We start from the raw sequence: 17,546 nt of genomic DNA on the forward strand, positions 1-17,546 counted from the left end.
CGAGCTGCTGGAGCAGGCCGGGCTCGGACATCGCCTCCACCACCGGCCCGCCCAGCTGAGCCAGGGCGAGCAGCAGCGCGTCGCCATCGCGCGGGCGCTCGTGAACGGCCCCGAGCTGCTGCTGGCCGACGAACCGACAGCCAGCCTGGACGTCTCGACGGCGGCGCAGGTCATGGAGCTGCTCCTTGCCGCCGCTTCCGATACGGGCGCCGCACTCCTGCTCTGCACCCATGACCCCGAGCAGGCGGCACGCATGGACAGCTCCGTATCCATGCGGGAGCTGTCCCGCGGGCCGCTCTCGCCGGCGAAAGGAGCCTAGCCATGTCCCTGCTGAGCATGGCTATCCGCAATCTGATGGCCCGCAAAGTCCAAACCGCCCTGACGGCCGCCGTCGTCCTTGTCGGAATCGCCGTCACGCTGGCGGTTCTGATCCTCTCCAGGGGCGTGCGCGGCGGCATCGAGCGGGCAAGCGAGCCGTTCGGCCTCCTCATCGGCTCCAAGGGAAGCGCCAACCAGCTCGTGTTCAATACCATATTTCTGATGGACCGCCCGCTGGACAACCTCAGCCATGCCTACTATGAGAAGCTGGCCGGAGATGACGAAGTGCAGACCGCCGTTCCGTTCGCTCTCGGAGACCAGTACCGGGGATTCCGGATCGTCGGGACAAGCGCCGGCTTCTTCGACCTCAAGGGCCGCCCTGCCGATCCGCCTTACTTCAGCCTTCGCGACGGGCGGTTGTTCAGCGGTCCCTTCCAGGCGGTGATAGGAGCGGAGGTCGCCTCCCGCGAAGGGCTCAAGGTCGGGGACCGCTTCGTCTCCGAGCATGGAGTCGCCGCCTCCGCCGAGCCGGAGGAGCATGGAGAGCATCCCTATGAGGTGGTCGGCATTCTGAAGCCGGTAGCGGCTCCTTCCGACCAGGGCATCTACGTCAGCATGGACAGCTACTGGATCAGCCATGAGCATGGGCATGAAGAGGAAGGCGGAGCGGCCGACGGAGGACAAGAGCCTTCTACTTCTGCCGAGGCTTCGTCCGCGCCTGGTCCGGCTGTGTCCGACGAGGATGAGGCTGCCCGCGGAGTGACGGCCGTCCTCGTCAAGCCCAAGAGCTACATCGGGCTGATGAAGCTGTACCAGCAGACGAACGCCGGAAAAGAAGCCCAGGCCGTGCTGCCGGGCCAGACGCTGGCCAAGCTGTTCGACATGCTGGGCAGCGGCGAGCAGGCTCTGCGCAGCATCGGATACGTCATCCTCGGCATGGCAGGCCTCACAGTCTGCCTCTCCCTGTACGGCTCGGCGATGGAGCGCCGCCGCAGCGTGGCCATCCTGCGCGCGATCGGCGCCGGCCGCCGCCATGTAATGGCCATCGTATTGCTGGAATCCTCCATCGTCATGCTGCTCGGCTGCGCCCTCGGCATCGCCGGAGCCTATGGCTTGTCGGCCGTCCTGTCCGGCTATATCGGCTCCCGCGTATCCATCGCCGTGACGGTCGGATTCCAGTGGTCTCATCTTGGCATCGCCGGCATCGTGCTTGCGGCCGGCATCGCAGCCGGACTGATTCCTGCGCTGGCCGCCTACCGGGCCGAGACGGCCCGCTACCTCGCGATCCAATAGCTTCCTCCCTCCCCGCCCGGAGCCCGGCCATGGTACACTGGACAGATAAGCCATGCCGCAAGCGGGGAGAGAATGCAAGTGAAACTGGTGTCGTGGAACGTCAACGGGCTGAGAGCCTGCGTCAAGAAAGGCTTTGCCGATTATTTCAATCATATGGATGCCGACATCTTCTGCGTGCAGGAGACGAAGCTGCAGGAAGGCCAGATCGAGCTGGACCATGCCGAAGGCTATCATCTGTTCTGGAATTACGCCGTTCGCAAAGGTTATTCCGGAACGGCCGTCTGGACCCGGATCAAGCCGTTGTCCGTCCGGTACGGACTCGAGGACGACTTCGAGGAGGAAGGCCGCATCCTCACCCTCGAGTTCGAAGGGTGGTACCTGGTCAACGTCTATACGCCCAACTCCCGGCGCGACCTGTCCCGCCTTCCGTTCCGGCTGGAGTGGGAGGAGCGCATCCTTCGCTATCTTCAAGGTCTGGACGCCGTGAAGCCTGTCATCCTGTGTGGGGACCTCAACGTCGCCCATCAGGATATCGACCTCAAAAACGCGCGCGCCAACCGCGGCAACTCCGGCTTCACCGAGGAAGAGCGGGGCCGGATGACGACGCTGCTGGAAGCCGGATTCGTCGATACGTTCCGCCACTTCCATCCCGATGCGGAAGGCGCCTATACCTGGTGGTCCTTCATGCCGAAGGTGCGGGAGAAGAACATCGGCTGGCGCATCGACTACTTCCTCGCTTCGGAGCGGCTGCGTCCGCTGCTGAAGGACGCGTCCATCGACAGCGCCGTGCTGGGCAGCGACCATTGTCCGGTCGTGCTGGAGCTGGCGGATGAGCCGGGCAGCGCCAAGGCGGAGATCTAGACGTCAGGAGCTGCAGCAGCACGCTTCTGCAGCGGGAAGCTTCAGGAGCCGACGGCAGCTGCAAGAGCTCATGGAAGGCCATAGGCACGCAAAAGAGGGTCCCGAGCGGGACCCTCTTTTGCTACTGACTTTTCTGCTTGCTGTACATCACTCGCGATACAGCGATGCCCACCACCCCGAGACCGATGAACAGAATTGCTCGGACGGCGATCGTCACGCCAGGAACGTCGATGAAGATGACCTTCAGCAGGGTGAGCAGCACGAGCAGCATGCCGGCAAATCGAGCCTTCGGCCGCCGCAGCATGATTCCGGCGATAATCAGCGCAATCGCATAGGCGACCCATACCGCGGATAAGATCAGCCTTTGGCTGTCCGTCTCCAGCGGCCTCGACGCTGCCAGCGTGAGCTGGGTCAGGAATGCCAGGCCAAGAACTCCGGTCAGCCATAACAGTGCTCCGGATGCCTGCCTTGCTCGCGGGCTCTGTTTATACGGAAGGAATATTCGGTGCAGAACCAGCAAGTCCGCCAGCAGGATGATCCAGCTGAAGGTTTCCGGCGATGCGACGGCATCGATGGGCTTCCCGATAATCCGCATCGCGCCGATGAAGAGCACGATCGTCCCCGCTCCCTGCTGGTAAGGAGCGCGGATGCGCAGGCCGATCGCCAGAGCCAGCGTCCCTTCGACTGCGAGTGCCGCTCCCGCATAAGTGCCCGGCAGCGACTCGAGCAGCAGCAGCATCCATCCGAGCGTCGCCGTGACGGCAAGCAGCTCGGCCGCTTCCTTTTTCTTGGATAGCTGCAACCAAGCCAGAAGGCTGTAGACAGCCGCACCGATCCCGACCAGAATCAGATATTGGCTTTCATGCTTCGGCATCAGCAGCAGATAAGCCCATCCCGCCGTAATCGCAAAGGAAGTGAACACAAGTCCTCTCCGCTCGGAGTAGACAGGAGCCTCCCGCTTCTCCAACAGGTACGCTGTCAGGAGGATAGCCTGCTGCAAGAGCTGGGCGCCGAGAAACCACCATTCCGCTCCATCTCCGGCTCCGAGAAGGGCGGCGACGAGGAGCGCAGGCTGCAGAAGCAGATAGGAAGCGGCGTACACCCAGCGGAACTGAAGCTTCCAGCCGATAAGCAGCGCGGAAGCTGCGAACAGCCCTTCATAAGCAACAAGAATGGAGACATGGGGAGCATCGTAGTCAAGGAGAAACGGAATCAAGCATCCGGCAGCCATGGCGAGCAGCATGAGAGACTGCGAGCGGTAGGCAAGCGCTGTCGCGCCAAACAGCAGGATGGCGATGCCGTAGAGGACGCAGGCCAGCGGAACGGACATGAATCCATACAGCATATGCGCCGCGAACAACGTCACGACGAGCAGCGAATGCGCTCCGCCAAGCAGCGCCTGGCCCAGCGCTTCCCGCTTGTGCCGCATCTGCCGGATGCCGGCCGCGAACATGCATGCCGCCGCCGCAGCGCCGAGCCAGCAGCGGACCGGGCGCGTGATCATGCCCGCATTGACGGCTGCGGCGAAGCCCCACAGCACGCCGAGCAGCAGTACGACGATGAAGATCCGCGGCAGCCAGACCCTGCCGAGCAGATGCTCCCAGTCGACTGGAGGGGCGGGCGGGCGAGGAGCAGCCTGCAAAGGCAAAGTCCCTCCCGCTGCCGCATGTCCGGAAGGACCGGCAGGCCTCGGAGCAGATCCCGGCATGGAACGATGCCCGCCCCCTGCATGAGATTGGGCCGGCGCCGTCTGCAGGAGATGCTCGGGGAACTGCTGCCCCTCGCTTGCCTGCTCGGCGGCCTCGGTCTCATCGAATGCTCGCACCGCAGCGCCGTCCCGCCGCTCCCCTCCCGACAACGGCAAGTCCGCAGCCTGCCGCCGCCGCAGCTCCGCGAGCTCGAGCGCCAAGCCCTGAATAAGCCGTTCCAGTCGTTCAACTCTCTCTTCAAGCTTCATTTGCTGATCCCCTTTTGAACGCTAAAATAGGCCGGCTTGCTGCGAAGCCGCTCCAACTTACGTTACACCTATCAAGCCCATTCCAAATCCCATTTCAGGATTATATCGGTCCGAACTCCTTCATTATCCATTATGCTTTCATAAAAAAACGCCGGCGATGGATCGCCGGCATTCTGCTGCACAAACGTATATTAAGCGTCCGCGCCTCTCCCGCTGCGGGATGGCGCGGATGGACCTGCAGACGCCTCGCAGTCAACCGCCGGTTCTTCCGGTACGACCGCAGCTTCCCGCTCTCCCTGCACTTCCGGACCGTCTGCCGCTTCGGAGGACGATTCCCCCGCCGGACGCATGCCTTGACGCGGAGTCTGCGGCCGTTTCGGCGCCTTCACGATCTCCGCCTCGTAGTAATCCTGCAGCTCCGCCGCTTTCTTGGCGTTGTCCATGTCCACCTTCGCCTTGGCCAGCTTATCGGCCACCAGCTCCCAGGTCGGCTGCACCTTCTGCACGGCGAGGCCGCGGATCGCATTTTTCACCATTCTCCGTTCCTTGGCGTTGGAGTAGGTGTCCTTGTACTGCCGCGCGTCCGTATCATGCTGAATGTCCGGGAAGATGCGGCGGAAAATCTCCGCCGTCATGCGGGCGTCGTCCAGAGCCCGGTGGGCGCTGCCCTCAGCCGGGATGGCAAGCTCCGCCAAAGCCGCCTCGACGCTGACATCATTGGTCAGGCTGCGCGCGCGCAAATAGATCTTGAGCAGATCATAATAGGAAGCCGCGAGCCAATAGGCATCGTCAAGCTTGTGCATGCGGGTATCCAGCACGATCCGCTTCATATCCTCGCCGCCCCACGTCACGAACGTGCAGGCTTCGCTCTTGCCCAGCCAAGCCAGGAAATGGCGGATGACCGGAACAAACCCGCTCGCCGCATCGATGTCCTCCTGCGGAATGCCCGTCTTCTCCCGAATGAAGCTGTTCAGCTTGGCAAAATAAACCGGCTTGATCAGAGCCGTGAATTCGTCGATCTTCTCCAAGGCTTCGTTCAGCCGGACCGCGCCGATCTCGATAACCTCCATCGGCTTGTCGCTGGCGAACTTCCGCCCGTTGAACTCAATATCCAACACGATATAATCCATGCTCAACCTCCGCTGCAATATCCATTGTTCCCATCATACACGATATTGGACGGTGAAGGACAGCGGAGCATCCTCCGGCAGCGGCAAGAAGCCCCGTTCCTGCCTCGTGCGGCAGCAGCGGGGCTTCTTGCTTATTCCCTGCAGATCATCAGCTTATTGCCGTCCGGGTCGAGAACGACAAACCACTGGTCATGCTCGATTTCCGTCACGAGCCGGGCGCCAAGCTCCTTCATATATGCGAGCGATTCCTCCAGCTTGTCGGTGAGAAGCATGAACGCCGGCGTCTGGATCGAAGGAGCTCCGTCGGGATCGCTGCCTCCCCATTTGGGCATCGTGTCGAGAATCAATCCCGTTCCCTGCATCGGCAGCGGGCATAGATGGCCGAAATGAATCGGGCAATCCGCCTCCATCAGACCCAGCACCTTGCAGTACCAGCTGCGGGAAGCCTCGATATTCCGTACCGGAACGAAATAGCTGCCGACCTTGTTTTTGACCGGACTTGCCGCTGCGGCCGATCCCAACGTCTTCCCGTTGTCGCTCATCGTCTTCCCTCCATCGTTCATGTCAAAAGCCTTCCGCACCGCGTCAGGCCTGTACCCCTCCGTTTCTTTCTTGCGGACCGGCGATTCATCCATTCCCCATCTCCCCTTTCTCATTTGATCCGGCGAACCGGCAAGCAGCAGACGGCTCCAATAAGCCCATATCCTTCCATTTCTGTTTCCATCATAGCAAATTTCACGACGCCGGCCGAGCCATTTTTTATCCATCCGCACCGCCGGGTTCAGCCCGTTCAAGCCGCCGAGAGCTGATGCCGGAGATCCATCGCCGGTACCCGTGCGGATCGCAGCCGCTAGTCGCTGTTCGGCCATGCCCGATGCTGCGGTTCCTGTTCGCCGATAAGGGCTGAAAACTTTTTTCTCTCAACCACTTGATAACAATTATCATTATTGGTTATTTTATAGTAGGAGAGCATAACGCAGCGGCTGTCCTTTTCGCAACGGCTGCCCCAAGAGAATCATATTCGTTATTACAGTTTAGGTTCGAACGTCTTGCAATCCGTCTCTTCGGATTGGCTGGCTTGTCCACGGTGGCTGACCACGTAGATCGACGAAGCGTTGCATTTGTTGCCGTCAGCCCAGTTCTTGCAGGAGTTCACTTCGCACAGAACGTCTTTTGCCATGATGATTCACCTCCATGGTTGAATTGTCAGGGTGTACAATTCCTTTACCTCAAACAGCCTGATATGAATCGATTCCAGCGATTCTTCGGGCTTATTTGCGTTCTCATGCACGTACACCTACTGCCATGATAACCCTTTTCCATAGAGTCCGCAATGCGAGGCTACAAATTTTCCGGAGAGTTGAACGGCCCGTTTATGGTATTCTCAAAGTAACGAGTGTTCAGACAGGAGAACAGAGAATGGAGCTGCTTGATTTCGAGGAATTGAAACGATATTACCATGCCATGGGGCTGGATTCCTCCGTTATACCCGATTTCAAGGACCGGCTTGCTGTCGACGCCCTTCGTCAAAGGAAATCCGATTACGCCGATGTGCTCGAGGTGTCGCTTGATCTGGCCGAACGGTTCCTCGGCTTGCTGCCGCAGGACCCGATGCTGGTAGCCGTCTCCGACGGGGAGGGCCATGTGCTCGGCTTCGGCGGCAATCCGGCCATGATCGGCTCGCTTCACGAGTTCAATATTGTCGAAGGCGTCCGTTACGGGGAAGAGGCCGCCATCAGCTCTATCACGCTGTGCCTGGAGCGCAACGAGCCCGTGCAGGTGATCGGAGCCGAGCATTATCATCTTCCGCTTCAGCAGATGGCCTGCTACACGGCGCCTCTGCCGGATCCGGAAGGCTCGGGCCGCATATACGCCACCATCTCGATCATGACCGTAGCCGACAACGCCCATCCCCAGCTGCTCGCCCTGCTCGGCACGATGGCCGATTCCATCGAGAGGGAGCTGCTGCTGCGCAAGCAGAACACCCAGCAGCAGATTCTGACGCAAGCGCTGCTGGAAACAAGCCACTTCGGCGTGGTCCTCACGGATGAGCACGGAACGATTCTGACCTTGAACGACTCCGTGTCCCGCATGCTCAGCCTCGCAGACAAGCGCGAAGGCCTCGATGCGCGCAGCCTGCCCGTCATCGGCGGTTGCTTCCGCCAGCTTCTGGACGAAGGCGCAAACCACATCGTAGGACTCGAGCTCTCGGACAAGCGCTTCAGCGTCCCGAAGCATTTCATCCTCGACATCGTCCCCATCGTAGACGGCGACGGGCGGATGATCCGTACGGCGGGCACGCTGCGGGAGACGACGGAAACGAAGCGGGCCGAGGAGCAGCTCCGCCACAACGAGAAGCTTGTGTTTGCCGGCCAGCTGGCCGTCGGCATCGCGCATGAAATCCGCAATCCGCTCACCGCGATCAAGGGCATGCTCCAGTTCACTTCGAGCCAGCTTGATCCTGCCCATTACTCCCTGCTCATGAGCGAGATCGAACGGATCAATCTCATCACGGACGACTTTCTCGTCCTCGGCAGGCCGAAGACGCGCCAGCTCGCTATCCGAGAATGCTCCGGCCTGCTGGAAGAGACGCTGCAAATGTTCGAATTCCAATGCCGTCTGGAGAACATCTCCATAAAGCGCGAATATATCAGCTCCGGGCTGCTGCTCTGCGAGTGCGACCAGATGAAGCAGGTGTTCCTCAACGTGCTGCGCAACGCCTCCGAAGCCATGCCGCGCGGCGGGGAAATTTCGATTACGCTGGAGGCGGCCGACGGCCGTCAGACCATCTCGATCTCGGATATCGGAGCAGGCATCGACGCGGAAGAGCTCAAGCGGGCGGGAGAGCCGTTCCATACGACCAAGCCGGGCGGCAACGGCCTTGGTCTCATGATCGTCAAGCGCATCATGGCCGCGCATGAAGGCAGCTTCGCCATCGACAGCATGGCGGGAAAAGGCACGGTCGTCACGCTGGAGCTTCCGCTTGCCGGCAGCGGCCGGTAGCCGAACTCCGAATGCTGCCGCAACGGGAAAAAGGGTCGCGGAATAGTCCGCGACCCTCTTTCGTGCTTCACATCCTCGCAAACGTGCTGTATTTGGAGTCGAAAGCTCCATCACTGCTAAGCAAATACAAAATGCCCTCAATGAGCCCGATGAAGCCGGGAATTCTTTATTTCGTCTATAAAAATAAGAATGAGAACCTATCTTCTTTTCGTCTTATATTTTCCAGAAATAAATATTTTTCCCGGTAAAGGAAATGCAAAAAAACGGCCGTCCACTAGGACAGCCGTTGGATCCAGTCAAGGAAGCGCGAGCTTCCCCAAGACGGTCGGGCGCGATGCTCCCGTCGCGCTCGGCAGGTTGTTGGCCTGGCCGAGCAGGAAATCATGCCCGAGCAGGGCGAAGATGACCGCTTCCTTGGCATCGTCGGGAATGCCCAGAGAGCCCGAGGTCGTGACGGACAGCTCCGGGAGCAAGCCGGACAGCATTGTCAGCAGCGTCGCGTTGCAAGCCCCGCCTCCGCTGACGACCAGCTCGTGCACCTCGCAGCGGGGCAGCACGAGCTGCCGGCAGGCATCGGCGATGGAGCGGGCGGTCAGAGCCGTCGCCGTCGCGACGATATCCTCGGCGCCAAGGCCGCGGGCAGCCGCCCGTTCCAGGAAGCCGTCGGCGTATGCGGCGCCGAACAGCTCCCGGCCGGTCGACTTGGGCGGCGGCATGCGGAAGTACGGATGCTCCAGCAGCTCCGCCAGCAGCTCGGCATCGGGCGTGCCGCGCGCCGCCATGGCCCCTCCGGCGTCGTAGCTGGCCGCGCCGCCGGTGAGGCGATGCACCGCGGCGTCGATGACCATATTGCCCGGCCCGGTGTCGAACGCGAATACATCCTGCGGCCCGGCTCCGGCGGGAAGCGCCGTGCAGTTGCCGATGCCGCCGATGTTCTGCAGCAGCCGGCCCCGATCCGGATGGCGGAGCAGCACAAGGTCGCCATAGGGAGCCAGCGGAGCGCCCTGGCCGCCGACGGCGAGGTCGGCAGGACGGAAATCGCCGACAGCGACGACCCCCGTGAGCTTCGCAAGCACCGACAGATCGCCGATCTGCAGCGTCGATCGCGATAGATGAGGCCGGCCGGAGGGAGGCTCCGGCATATGCCACACCGTCTGTCCATGCGAGCTGACGAAGTCCACCTCCGACATGGATAGCCCGGCATCCCGCACCGCCTCCAGCACGGCTTCTGAGAACAGCTCCGCCATGTAGACGTTCATGCCGCAAAGGCTCTCCACATCGGATGCCGCGGGATCGCACAGCTTGCGGAGGCTCTCCCGAAGAGGCTCTCCGTAAGCGCGGGTATGGAAATGAAGCAGCTCGGCGCGGGCATCCAGGCCGCTGCCTTCAAGCCGTACGACGGCCGCATCCACCCCGTCGAGCGAAGTGCCCGACATCAGTCCGACGCCGATCGCGTACGGACGGGGAGGCGTCCAGGTCATCATCGCCCTTCCCCTCCCCTGCCGGAATCCAGCCTGCATCGTCTGGCCTCAAGCGCCAGCAGCACCGCTCCATACGCGGCGTCGCGCTTGGGCTCGACGCATCTGAGCCGAGGCAGCCGCACGGACAGCTCCGACCGGAAGGCCTCCCTCACATAGGAGCTCCGCTCCAGCACGCTCCCCAGCAGAGCGAGCTCTCCGTCCTCCATACCGAGCGCAGCTGCGACCGCCGGCACAAGCGACGCCAGCGCGGCTCCGCTGTCCGCGGCGAGCCGCAGGGCGGCCTCGTCGCCGGCATCGCATGCCTCGCCGAGAAGCGGCGCCAGAGCGGCGATCTCCGCCTTGCTGCGGCCCGGCGCATAGACGTAGCCGATCAGCTCCGGAACCGAGCCGATTCCGAGCGCTCCGTAGACGAGCTCCGTCAGCGCGGTCGGCCCGATCCTGCCGTCGGCCGCGCGCACGACGGACGACAGCATGCCGCGGCCGATGCTGTAGCCGCTGCCCTCGTCATCGATCAGATGGCCGAAGCCGCCGGCGCGATGGGCCGCTCCGCCAACGCTGCGTCCGTAACAGATCGAGCCGGTGCCGGCGATCAGCACGATGCCGTGCAGTCGGCCGTGCGCGCCGGCCAGCGCCGTTTCATGATCGCCGGCGAGCGTCAGCGCGCCGCCGTAGCCGCCGGCGCGGAGGGCGGCCTGCAGGCGGCCTCCGGCCGAAGGGTTGCTCACCCCGGCCGCGCCGATGCACAGGTCGGTAACGGCGGCCAACGAGCCGCAAGCCGTCTCCAGCCCGCGGCAGATTTCCCGGATCGAGGCTTCGACCCGCTGCTCGTCGTGGCCATTGTAATTGAGCGGTCCCGCAGGGAAGGAATGAATGACCTCGCCCCTCTCGTCCGCCACCGACACGGCCGTCTTGGTGCCGCCTCCGTCCAGTCCCGCCACATAGCTCATGCTGTTTCCCCCAAGCTTCAAGTCTGTGCAATAACTCCAGCGCAGTGAGCGCCCGCCTCTGCAAGGATCCATCTATTTAGGACCAAACAAGGCGAAACTCTCCTGGCTCTGATTTCAGGCTTATTCGTACAAATGATAAGCCTTCTTGCGCTCCGCGAACAGACGGCTCTCGTCTGCGAACCTTTCCAGCAAGGCGTCCGGACTCTCCGTCCGATACCCCTCGTCCCCGCCGAGCAGGTCGATGAACGGCCTGCCGCCCTTGCGGTAAGGAGCGAGGTATTCGAAGGCCGGGAACAGCTCCCTGACTTTGAACAGCAGCCGTACGCCTGTCTCCACCGGACGAAGCGCCCTCACGTCCAGAACATGCACATACACGCCGCCGCACAGGGAGCCCTGGTGCTTGGACATATACGGATTGAAATGCACCGGGCGGAAATGCACCCCGGGGAGCTTCAAGCCGTTCATTTCCTTGGCGAGCACTTCGCCGTCCACGAAGGGAGCCCCGATCGTTTCGAAAGGCGCCGTCGTGCCCCTGCCTTCCGACAGATTCGTCCCCTCGAACAGGCATGTTCCGGGATAGAGCAGCGCGGTATGGAACCTCGGAATGCCCATGGAAGGCGGAATCCACGCGCGTCCCGTCTCCGGGAACAGCATGCCGCGCTTCCAGCCCCGGCATTCCGCCACATGCAGCTCGGCGTTCCAGCCGCGCTCCGCATTGGCCATCGAGGCGACCTCCCCGGCCGTCAGGCCGTAGCGGACGGCCAAAGGATACCCGCCGACGAAGGAGCTGAACTCCTCCCTCAGCACATTGCCCTCGACCGTCACGCCGTCCAGCGGATCGATCCGGTCCAGCACGACAAAGGGAATTCCCGCGGCGGCGCAATCCTCCAGCGCGTACAGCATCGTATAGATGAACGTATAGTAGCGCGTGCCTACATCCTGGATATCATACACGACGATATCGACCTCGCGCAGCATTTCCTCGGTCAGCCTCTTGGAATCTTTGCGATAGAGGCTGTAGACCGGAACCCCCGTCTGAGGGTCGACATAAGCATCCACCAGATCGCCGGCGCCGAGATTCCCGCGCACGCCATGCTCCGGAGAGAAGAGGGCCGCAAGGCCGTACCGCTCATGCAGCAGATCGATCGTGGAGCGGAATTCCGCATCGAGTCCGGTCGGAGCCGTAATCAGGCCGATGCGCTTGCCGCGCAGCAGGCCGTCGTAATCCGAGATTCTGTCGATGCCGTTCTGAATGGCTGTCATCGCTGCCTCCTTCTGCGGCAGATGCCGCTTATCCGCCGCATCCCGCTATCCGGCCGAAGCCGCTCCCCTGGTTCGCGGCTGCCTACAGCTCGAATTGGCGCAGGCGCATCGTCTCCGGCGGAATCATGAACGTCTCCGCGTATTCCTTGCGGGCTTCGAGGCCGCGCACGCGCGCCAGGCTCTTGTAATAGTCCATGTAATTGAACGACTTGCTGCCGGTGACGAACCAATGGGTGGACAAAGCCTCGATCCAGAGGTCGAACGCCGCCTGGTCGAAGTCGACATAGACGTAAGGGACGTAGCCGACCGCGTCCTCCCAGTTCTCTCCGTAATAGAGCTTGCCGGCAAAATGGGCCGGATGCTCCCGCTCCATCGCCTTCAGCCCGGCAAAAAACCGCGCGTCGTTGACGATCCGGTGTGTCGTGGCATGGTCCTTGTGCATGCTGTTGCAGGGATGGGTGATGATGATGTTCGGCTTCACCTCGCGGATGACGTCGCACACCCGCAGGCGGATCGCCTCGTCGTCGGGAATTTCACCGTCGGGAATCTCGAACACCCTCGCTTCGCCGCCGAGCATGCCGGCAAACGTATGGGCTTCGCGGACTTTCTGCTCGCGGTACTCGTTCACGTCCTGCCCGTCCGGCACGCCGCGCTCTCCGGCGGTCAACGCGAGGGTCGCGATGCGGTCGCCCTTCAGGAAATGGCTGGCGAGCACGCCGCCCGCCACCAGCTCGACGTCGCCTACATGCGCGCCGATTCCAAGAATCGTCAATGGTTTTCTCTCGCTCATGCTCAGAGCTCCTTTCTCATGACGGCGAATTCCTTCACCGTCCGGAAACCGGCTTTTTCGTAGATGCGCAAAGCGGGATTGCCGCTTCCGGTGTACAAGGACATGTACTCCGCGCCGGCGGAGCGGAACGCTTCGCAGAGGCGGAAGAACAGGATCGTGCCGAGTCCATGTCCTTCATGGCTGGGCTCGACCCCGATGCCGGCGAAGTAGCCGCGCCCGGAGTCCTCGCGGATGACCGGCCCGGCAAAGCCTGCCGCCCGCCCTTCACGGGCGGCGAGCAGCACCGGCACGCCCGAAGCGGCGGCGGAAGCGATCTCCTGCTTCCACAGCGGGTTGCCGAGCGCCTCCAGCATCTCTGCCAGTCCGGAATGCCGCGCGGCGTCGAGCCGCTCCACCCGGTAGCCGGCAGATGCGGCCCGCTCTTCCTTGGCCCGGATTTCATCGGGCACGGAGAAATCCGCCAAAGGCAAATACATGGCCTTCTGAAGGGCCCGTTCGGCATAACCGCGCTCCAGGAGCAGGCGGTGAAGGGAGCTTCCCGCCGGAACGCCGGGAGCGTTGTTGTGCTCATGTCCCGGCGTATCCGGGATGTACCAGGGCAGCCTCATCGGATTGAAGAAGAGGACCTCCGCCTGTTTCCTGCCCAGCTCGCGGAACCGGCGCTCCAGCTCATCCAGCAGCCGGCTCCGGGCGGCATCCGCCTCCGGGCCGCTGCGGACGACGACGCAGGTGATATAACCGGCGACGTCGCCGAGCGGCAGATCATCGCCCGCGCAGCCGACGGCAAAGCCTTCGACCCGGCCTTCCTCCAGCAGGACGAAAGCCGTCCCCGCATCGAAGCTCGGATGCCCGGTCATGGAGGAGCGGAACCGCTCCCCGCTCATTTCCTTGTAGCCGTCGCGCACGGCTTCCCCGTTCCAGAGCGCGACCGCTTCCTCTTCATAGGTGTTGTCCCAAGCGACGATCATGATGCTTTCCGCCTCCTTTGCCGGCCTCCCGGCCGGCATCGCTTCAGCCCGGCGGGTTTCCTCCCGCCCGCCGGCTCGTTAACCTTTGACGGCCCCGACGGTGACGCCTTCCAGGAAGTAGCGCTGCAGGCTGAAGAACAGGATGAACATCGGCAGCGCCGAGACGGTCGCGCCCGCCATCATCGGGGCGAAGTACGTCGTATTGGCAAAGCGGAAGTTCTTGAGTCCGACCTGGATCGTCTGCATGTCCATCGTGTTGGTCACGAGGAACGGCCAGAAGAACGTATTCCACGATTCCATGAACGTAAGGATGGCCATGACGGCCATGACGGTTTTGGACAGCGGCATGACGATGCGGGTGAAGATCTGCCACTGGCTGCAGCCCTCCACCTTGGCGCTCTCCAGAATTTCCTTCGGTATGGAGCCCATGAACTGCTTGGCCAGGAAGATGTTGTAGACGGTGACCAGGCTCGGCGCGATCAGCGCCGTATACGAGTTGGAGATGTTGAAGACGTTGACGATGAGGATGTACAGCGGAACCTGCGTCACCTGGTACGGAATCATCATAGCGACGAGCAGGACTCCGAACAGCGCCTTGCTGCCCCGGAACCGGATCTTGGCGAAGGCGTAGCCCGCCATCGTGGCGAACACGACGTTGGACGCCATCGTCACGGTCGCGACGAGCAGGGAGTTGCCCAGCCAACGGTACGAATACTCGCTGTAATCGAAGAAGAACTTGTAGGAATCGAGCGTAATCTTCTCCGGCCACAAGGAATAGCTGACCGCACCCGCCTCCACCGGATCTCCAAAGGAGGAGATGAACATGAAGTAGATCGGGAACAGCGTCGCCAGCGCGAACAGCAGAAGGAGGAAGATGATGACGGCATTGCGGACGTTGCGAAGCATCGTGTTGCCTAAGTGAGTGTTGTATAAGCCCATATCCCGGCCTCCTCCTGCTTAATATTCCACGTCTTTGCCCAGGAACTTGAACTGGATAAAGGCCATGACGGCGATGACGAGAGCGAGTACGAGCGACTGCGCCGCGGCATTGCCGAATTCAAAGTATTTGAATGCCGTGTCGAAGATCAGCAGGCCGACCATCGTCGTGGAATGGTCCGGTCCGCCGCCGGTCATCAGGTAAGCGTTCTGGAACACCTGGAACGAGCCGATGACTCCGGTCACGAGCAGAAACAGCGTGGTTGGCTTGAGGCAGGGCAGGACGATATGCCACATCTTCTGCAGGAACGAGGCTCCGTCGATATCGGCCGCTTCATAATAGCTGCTGTCGATGCCGAGCAGGGCGGCGACGTAGATGATGATGCTCGTTCCGTGGCTGGACAGCCAGGACATGAGCACGAGGGAGAACATGGAGGTCGCGCTTGCGCCGAGCCAGTTCTGGTTGCTGATGCCGAACACTCCGACCAGCTGGTTCAGAATGCCCGACTGCAGCGGATCGAAAATCCACAGCCATACGACGGACAGGGCGACGCCGGAGGCGACCGCCGGAAGATAGTAGATCGCTTTGAAGCTGGTCTGCATCCATTTTTTGAGCGGCATGATGAGAATCGCCACGCCGAAGCTGAGCATCAGCGCGACCGGGACGGTCAGCACCGTGTAGAGCACGGTATTGCCCATCGACTTCCAGAACAGGCTGCTCTGGAAGACGGAGACATAATTGTCGAGGCCGACATACGACGAGCCGAGCGGCTTGTAGTCCTGGAAGCTGATGATGAAGGCGCTGACGACAGGGTAGGCCGTAAACATGGCGTAGACGACCAGAGCAACGGCGATGAAGGCGTAGGCCCAGGCTCCGTCCCCTTTGTTCAAGCGGTACTTGGTCTTGATGGTTGAAGCTTCTCTTGCCATGATGCAGGACTCCTTTCCGCTTCCGCTGGTAGGCTTCCAAGCAGATCGACTTGGCCGCCTTGACCGGCGGGCGTTCGCTTGCCTGGAGTAGAGGGATAAAGCTTGCGCTTGTCCTTGTTTCCGATCCGATAAAAGAGATCGGATAGCCGCTTGTGGCGGCTATCCGAGCTGGAGGCTAATCCTGTACGACTCCGTCCGCGCCGAACGTATCGATGGCGGCCTTTTTCACGTCCTCGTACATTTTTTCCGGTGTCGTTTCGCCCGCGAGCAGCGCCTGCAGCTTCGGCACGATGACTTCCGTCTCCAGCTTGATCGCCTTGGCGCCCAGCTCGGCCGGGATGTCCGGACGGGCGGGAGCGGCCGTCGACAGCAGATGCTCTACCGCCGCCTTGTTTTCCGGGCTTTGCTTGCTCTCCATGCCTTCGGCCGCTTTGCGCGAGCTCTTCGTGATCGGAGCGGAGAACAGCTCGCCGTTGGTCGTTGCCGCAACCTGGCCGCTGGCGAGGAAGTAGGCTGCCTTGGCGACGTTCGCTTTATGCTCGGCCGTCGGCTCTTTCTTGCCGCGGAACGTAACGTAGCCGTCGACGATGGAGTTGGCTACGGCCGGCTGTCCTGCAAAGGATGGCACCGGAAGCACGACGTAATCGGTCTTGATGCTGTCCTTGACGGCGCTGCCGTCGTTCTTGTCGATCTTCTCGTTGTTCAGGCGCGACGAGTTCTCGAAGACGGCCATGCCTTTGCCCGTAATCATCGTCTGGCCGGTCAGGAACATGTTCCAGCGCTTGCCCGCGTCGATGGAGCTGAGCTCCTTGGGCATCGAGCCGTCGTCGATCATCTGGCGGATGTTTGTCAGCAGCGTCAGATAGTTCTTGCTGGTATAGGCATATTTGAGATCCTTGTCGAAGGCGGCAGGCATGCCGGCGTTCTTGACGAGAATGCCGAGATAGTCCTTGGAAGTAACGCCCGCGGTGGCAAATACGAAGCCGTAGCGCTTCGTCGTATTGCCTTCCTTCACGACGCCCTTCTTGATCGCCTCGCGGAACTCGTCGAACGTCCAGCCGTTCTGCTGCACCTTCTTCCAATCAATGCCGGCTTCCTCGAGGAACGGCTTGTTGCCGCCGATCGCGTGGACTTCCATGTAAGCCGGGAAGCCGTACAGGCCGTCGCCGTTGTACATATATTTCAGGGGACCTTCGTCGAAGTCGGCGATCATCTCCGGCGTCGCGGCGTCCTTGATGTCCATCACCATGCCCAATGGAACGTATTTGGAGATGCCTTCCGAGCCCATGAAGGCGATATCCGGCGGGCTGCCGGCGTTCACCTGCGTATCCAGCTTCTGGGTCATGTCTTCCCAGCTGGCCGGCTCGATTTTCAGGGTCAGGTTCGGGTATTGCTTGGTGAATTCGGCTTCCATCTGGTTGAAGTTGGCCTGGAAGTTGGCGGATACCGGAGGCAGAAGGGCAGTAATCGTGTCTTTCTTGGCGCCGGCGCCTTCCGAGCCGGTGTTGCCGGCTGCGGCATTGCCGCCGTCATTGTTGCTTCCGCAGGCGGATACGACGCCGGCAGAGACGACGAGCGCGAGTGCGGTTGCGGCAAATCTTGATCTTTTTTTCATTTCAAGATCCTCCCTTTTATTGGTGAGCCAATTCTATAGGTTCGCATCCGGCCC

Annotated in this window: 16 protein-coding genes; 4 read left to right on the forward strand and 12 right to left on the reverse strand. The window is 61.7% G+C overall.

Features of this window, described 5'->3' with window-relative positions; genetic code table 11:
• The 3 genes from PHU01S_RS13145 to PHU01S_RS13155 all read left to right on the forward strand — a co-directional run.
• A partial coding sequence (locus tag PHU01S_RS13145) for an ATP-binding cassette domain-containing protein (RefSeq protein ID WP_127507947.1) occupies positions 1 to 319 on the forward strand: 319 nt, incomplete at its 5' end.
• Between the two features lie 2 nt (positions 320 to 321).
• Positions 322 to 1,611 carry an ABC transporter permease gene (locus PHU01S_RS13150; protein WP_127507949.1) on the forward strand — a complete coding sequence of 430 codons (1,290 nt, stop codon included), beginning with the start codon at positions 322 to 324 and terminating at the stop codon, positions 1,609 to 1,611.
• Positions 1,612 to 1,689: 78 nt separating this feature from the next.
• On the forward strand, positions 1,690 to 2,472 hold the full coding sequence (locus PHU01S_RS13155; protein WP_049868702.1) for an exodeoxyribonuclease III: 783 nt from the start codon (positions 1,690 to 1,692) through the stop codon (positions 2,470 to 2,472).
• A gap of 121 nt (positions 2,473 to 2,593) precedes the next feature.
• Here PHU01S_RS13155 and PHU01S_RS13160 read toward each other — a convergent pair whose 3' ends face one another.
• From PHU01S_RS13160 to PHU01S_RS13175, 4 genes are all read right to left on the reverse strand, one after another.
• Complete coding sequence (locus PHU01S_RS13160) at positions 2,594 to 4,429, reverse strand: DUF2339 domain-containing protein (protein ID WP_021881365.1); 1,836 nt, start codon at positions 4,427 to 4,429, stop codon at positions 2,594 to 2,596.
• A gap of 191 nt (positions 4,430 to 4,620) precedes the next feature.
• Positions 4,621 to 5,559: a 3'-5' exonuclease gene (locus PHU01S_RS13165; protein WP_069202493.1), complete on the reverse strand. Its 939-nt coding sequence runs from the start codon at positions 5,557 to 5,559 to the stop codon at positions 4,621 to 4,623.
• Between the two features lie 131 nt (positions 5,560 to 5,690).
• Entirely contained in the window at positions 5,691 to 6,101 is a 411-nt protein-coding gene (locus tag PHU01S_RS13170) for a VOC family protein (RefSeq protein ID WP_049869785.1), read from the reverse strand.
• A gap of 485 nt (positions 6,102 to 6,586) precedes the next feature.
• Complete coding sequence (locus PHU01S_RS13175; RefSeq protein WP_083436549.1) at positions 6,587 to 6,739, reverse strand: DUF1540 domain-containing protein; 153 nt, start codon at positions 6,737 to 6,739, stop codon at positions 6,587 to 6,589.
• Between the two features lie 239 nt (positions 6,740 to 6,978).
• On the opposite strand from PHU01S_RS13175, the gene PHU01S_RS13180 reads away from it, so the two are divergent.
• Positions 6,979 to 8,562, forward strand: a complete 1,584-nt coding sequence (locus tag PHU01S_RS13180) for an ATP-binding protein (RefSeq protein ID WP_164763063.1) — start codon at positions 6,979 to 6,981, stop codon at positions 8,560 to 8,562.
• Positions 8,563 to 8,858: 296 nt separating this feature from the next.
• Here the strand turns inward: PHU01S_RS13180 and PHU01S_RS13185 are convergent, their stop codons facing one another.
• The 8 genes from PHU01S_RS13185 to PHU01S_RS13220 all read right to left on the reverse strand — a co-directional run bounded on the left by PHU01S_RS13185 (position 8,859) and on the right by PHU01S_RS13220 (position 17,492).
• Complete coding sequence (locus tag PHU01S_RS13185; protein ID WP_246029225.1) at positions 8,859 to 10,046, reverse strand: anhydro-N-acetylmuramic acid kinase; 1,188 nt, start codon at positions 10,044 to 10,046, stop codon at positions 8,859 to 8,861.
• Positions 10,043 to 10,990: an N-acetylglucosamine kinase gene (locus tag PHU01S_RS13190; RefSeq protein WP_127507953.1), complete on the reverse strand. Its 948-nt coding sequence runs from the start codon at positions 10,988 to 10,990 to the stop codon at positions 10,043 to 10,045. Before PHU01S_RS13190 ends, PHU01S_RS13185 begins: the two co-directional genes overlap by 4 nt.
• 120 nt (positions 10,991 to 11,110) lie before the next feature.
• Positions 11,111 to 12,253, reverse strand: coding sequence for an exo-beta-N-acetylmuramidase NamZ family protein (locus PHU01S_RS13195; RefSeq protein WP_127507956.1), 1,143 nt, complete (start codon positions 12,251 to 12,253; stop codon positions 11,111 to 11,113).
• A gap of 82 nt (positions 12,254 to 12,335) precedes the next feature.
• Entirely contained in the window at positions 12,336 to 13,043 is a 708-nt protein-coding gene (locus tag PHU01S_RS13200; protein ID WP_127507958.1) for a PIG-L deacetylase family protein, read from the reverse strand.
• Between the two features lie 2 nt (positions 13,044 to 13,045).
• Positions 13,046 to 14,011 carry a GNAT family N-acetyltransferase gene (locus tag PHU01S_RS13205; protein ID WP_127507960.1) on the reverse strand — a complete coding sequence of 322 codons (966 nt, stop codon included), beginning with the start codon at positions 14,009 to 14,011 and terminating at the stop codon, positions 13,046 to 13,048.
• Positions 14,012 to 14,089: 78 nt separating this feature from the next.
• Entirely contained in the window at positions 14,090 to 14,950 is an 861-nt protein-coding gene (locus tag PHU01S_RS13210; RefSeq protein WP_048743910.1) for a carbohydrate ABC transporter permease, read from the reverse strand.
• 18 nt (positions 14,951 to 14,968) lie between these two features.
• Complete coding sequence (locus tag PHU01S_RS13215) at positions 14,969 to 15,877, reverse strand: carbohydrate ABC transporter permease (protein WP_048743911.1); 909 nt, start codon at positions 15,875 to 15,877, stop codon at positions 14,969 to 14,971.
• Positions 15,878 to 16,052: 175 nt separating this feature from the next.
• Positions 16,053 to 17,492: an ABC transporter substrate-binding protein gene (locus PHU01S_RS13220; protein WP_021878764.1), complete on the reverse strand. Its 1,440-nt coding sequence runs from the start codon at positions 17,490 to 17,492 to the stop codon at positions 16,053 to 16,055.
• Positions 17,493 to 17,546 lie beyond the last annotated feature (54 nt).

It is taken from the genome of Paenibacillus humicus NBRC 102415, assembly GCF_004000905.1.
Taxonomy (GTDB): Bacteria; Bacillota; Bacilli; order Paenibacillales; family Paenibacillaceae; genus Paenibacillus_O; species Paenibacillus_O humicus.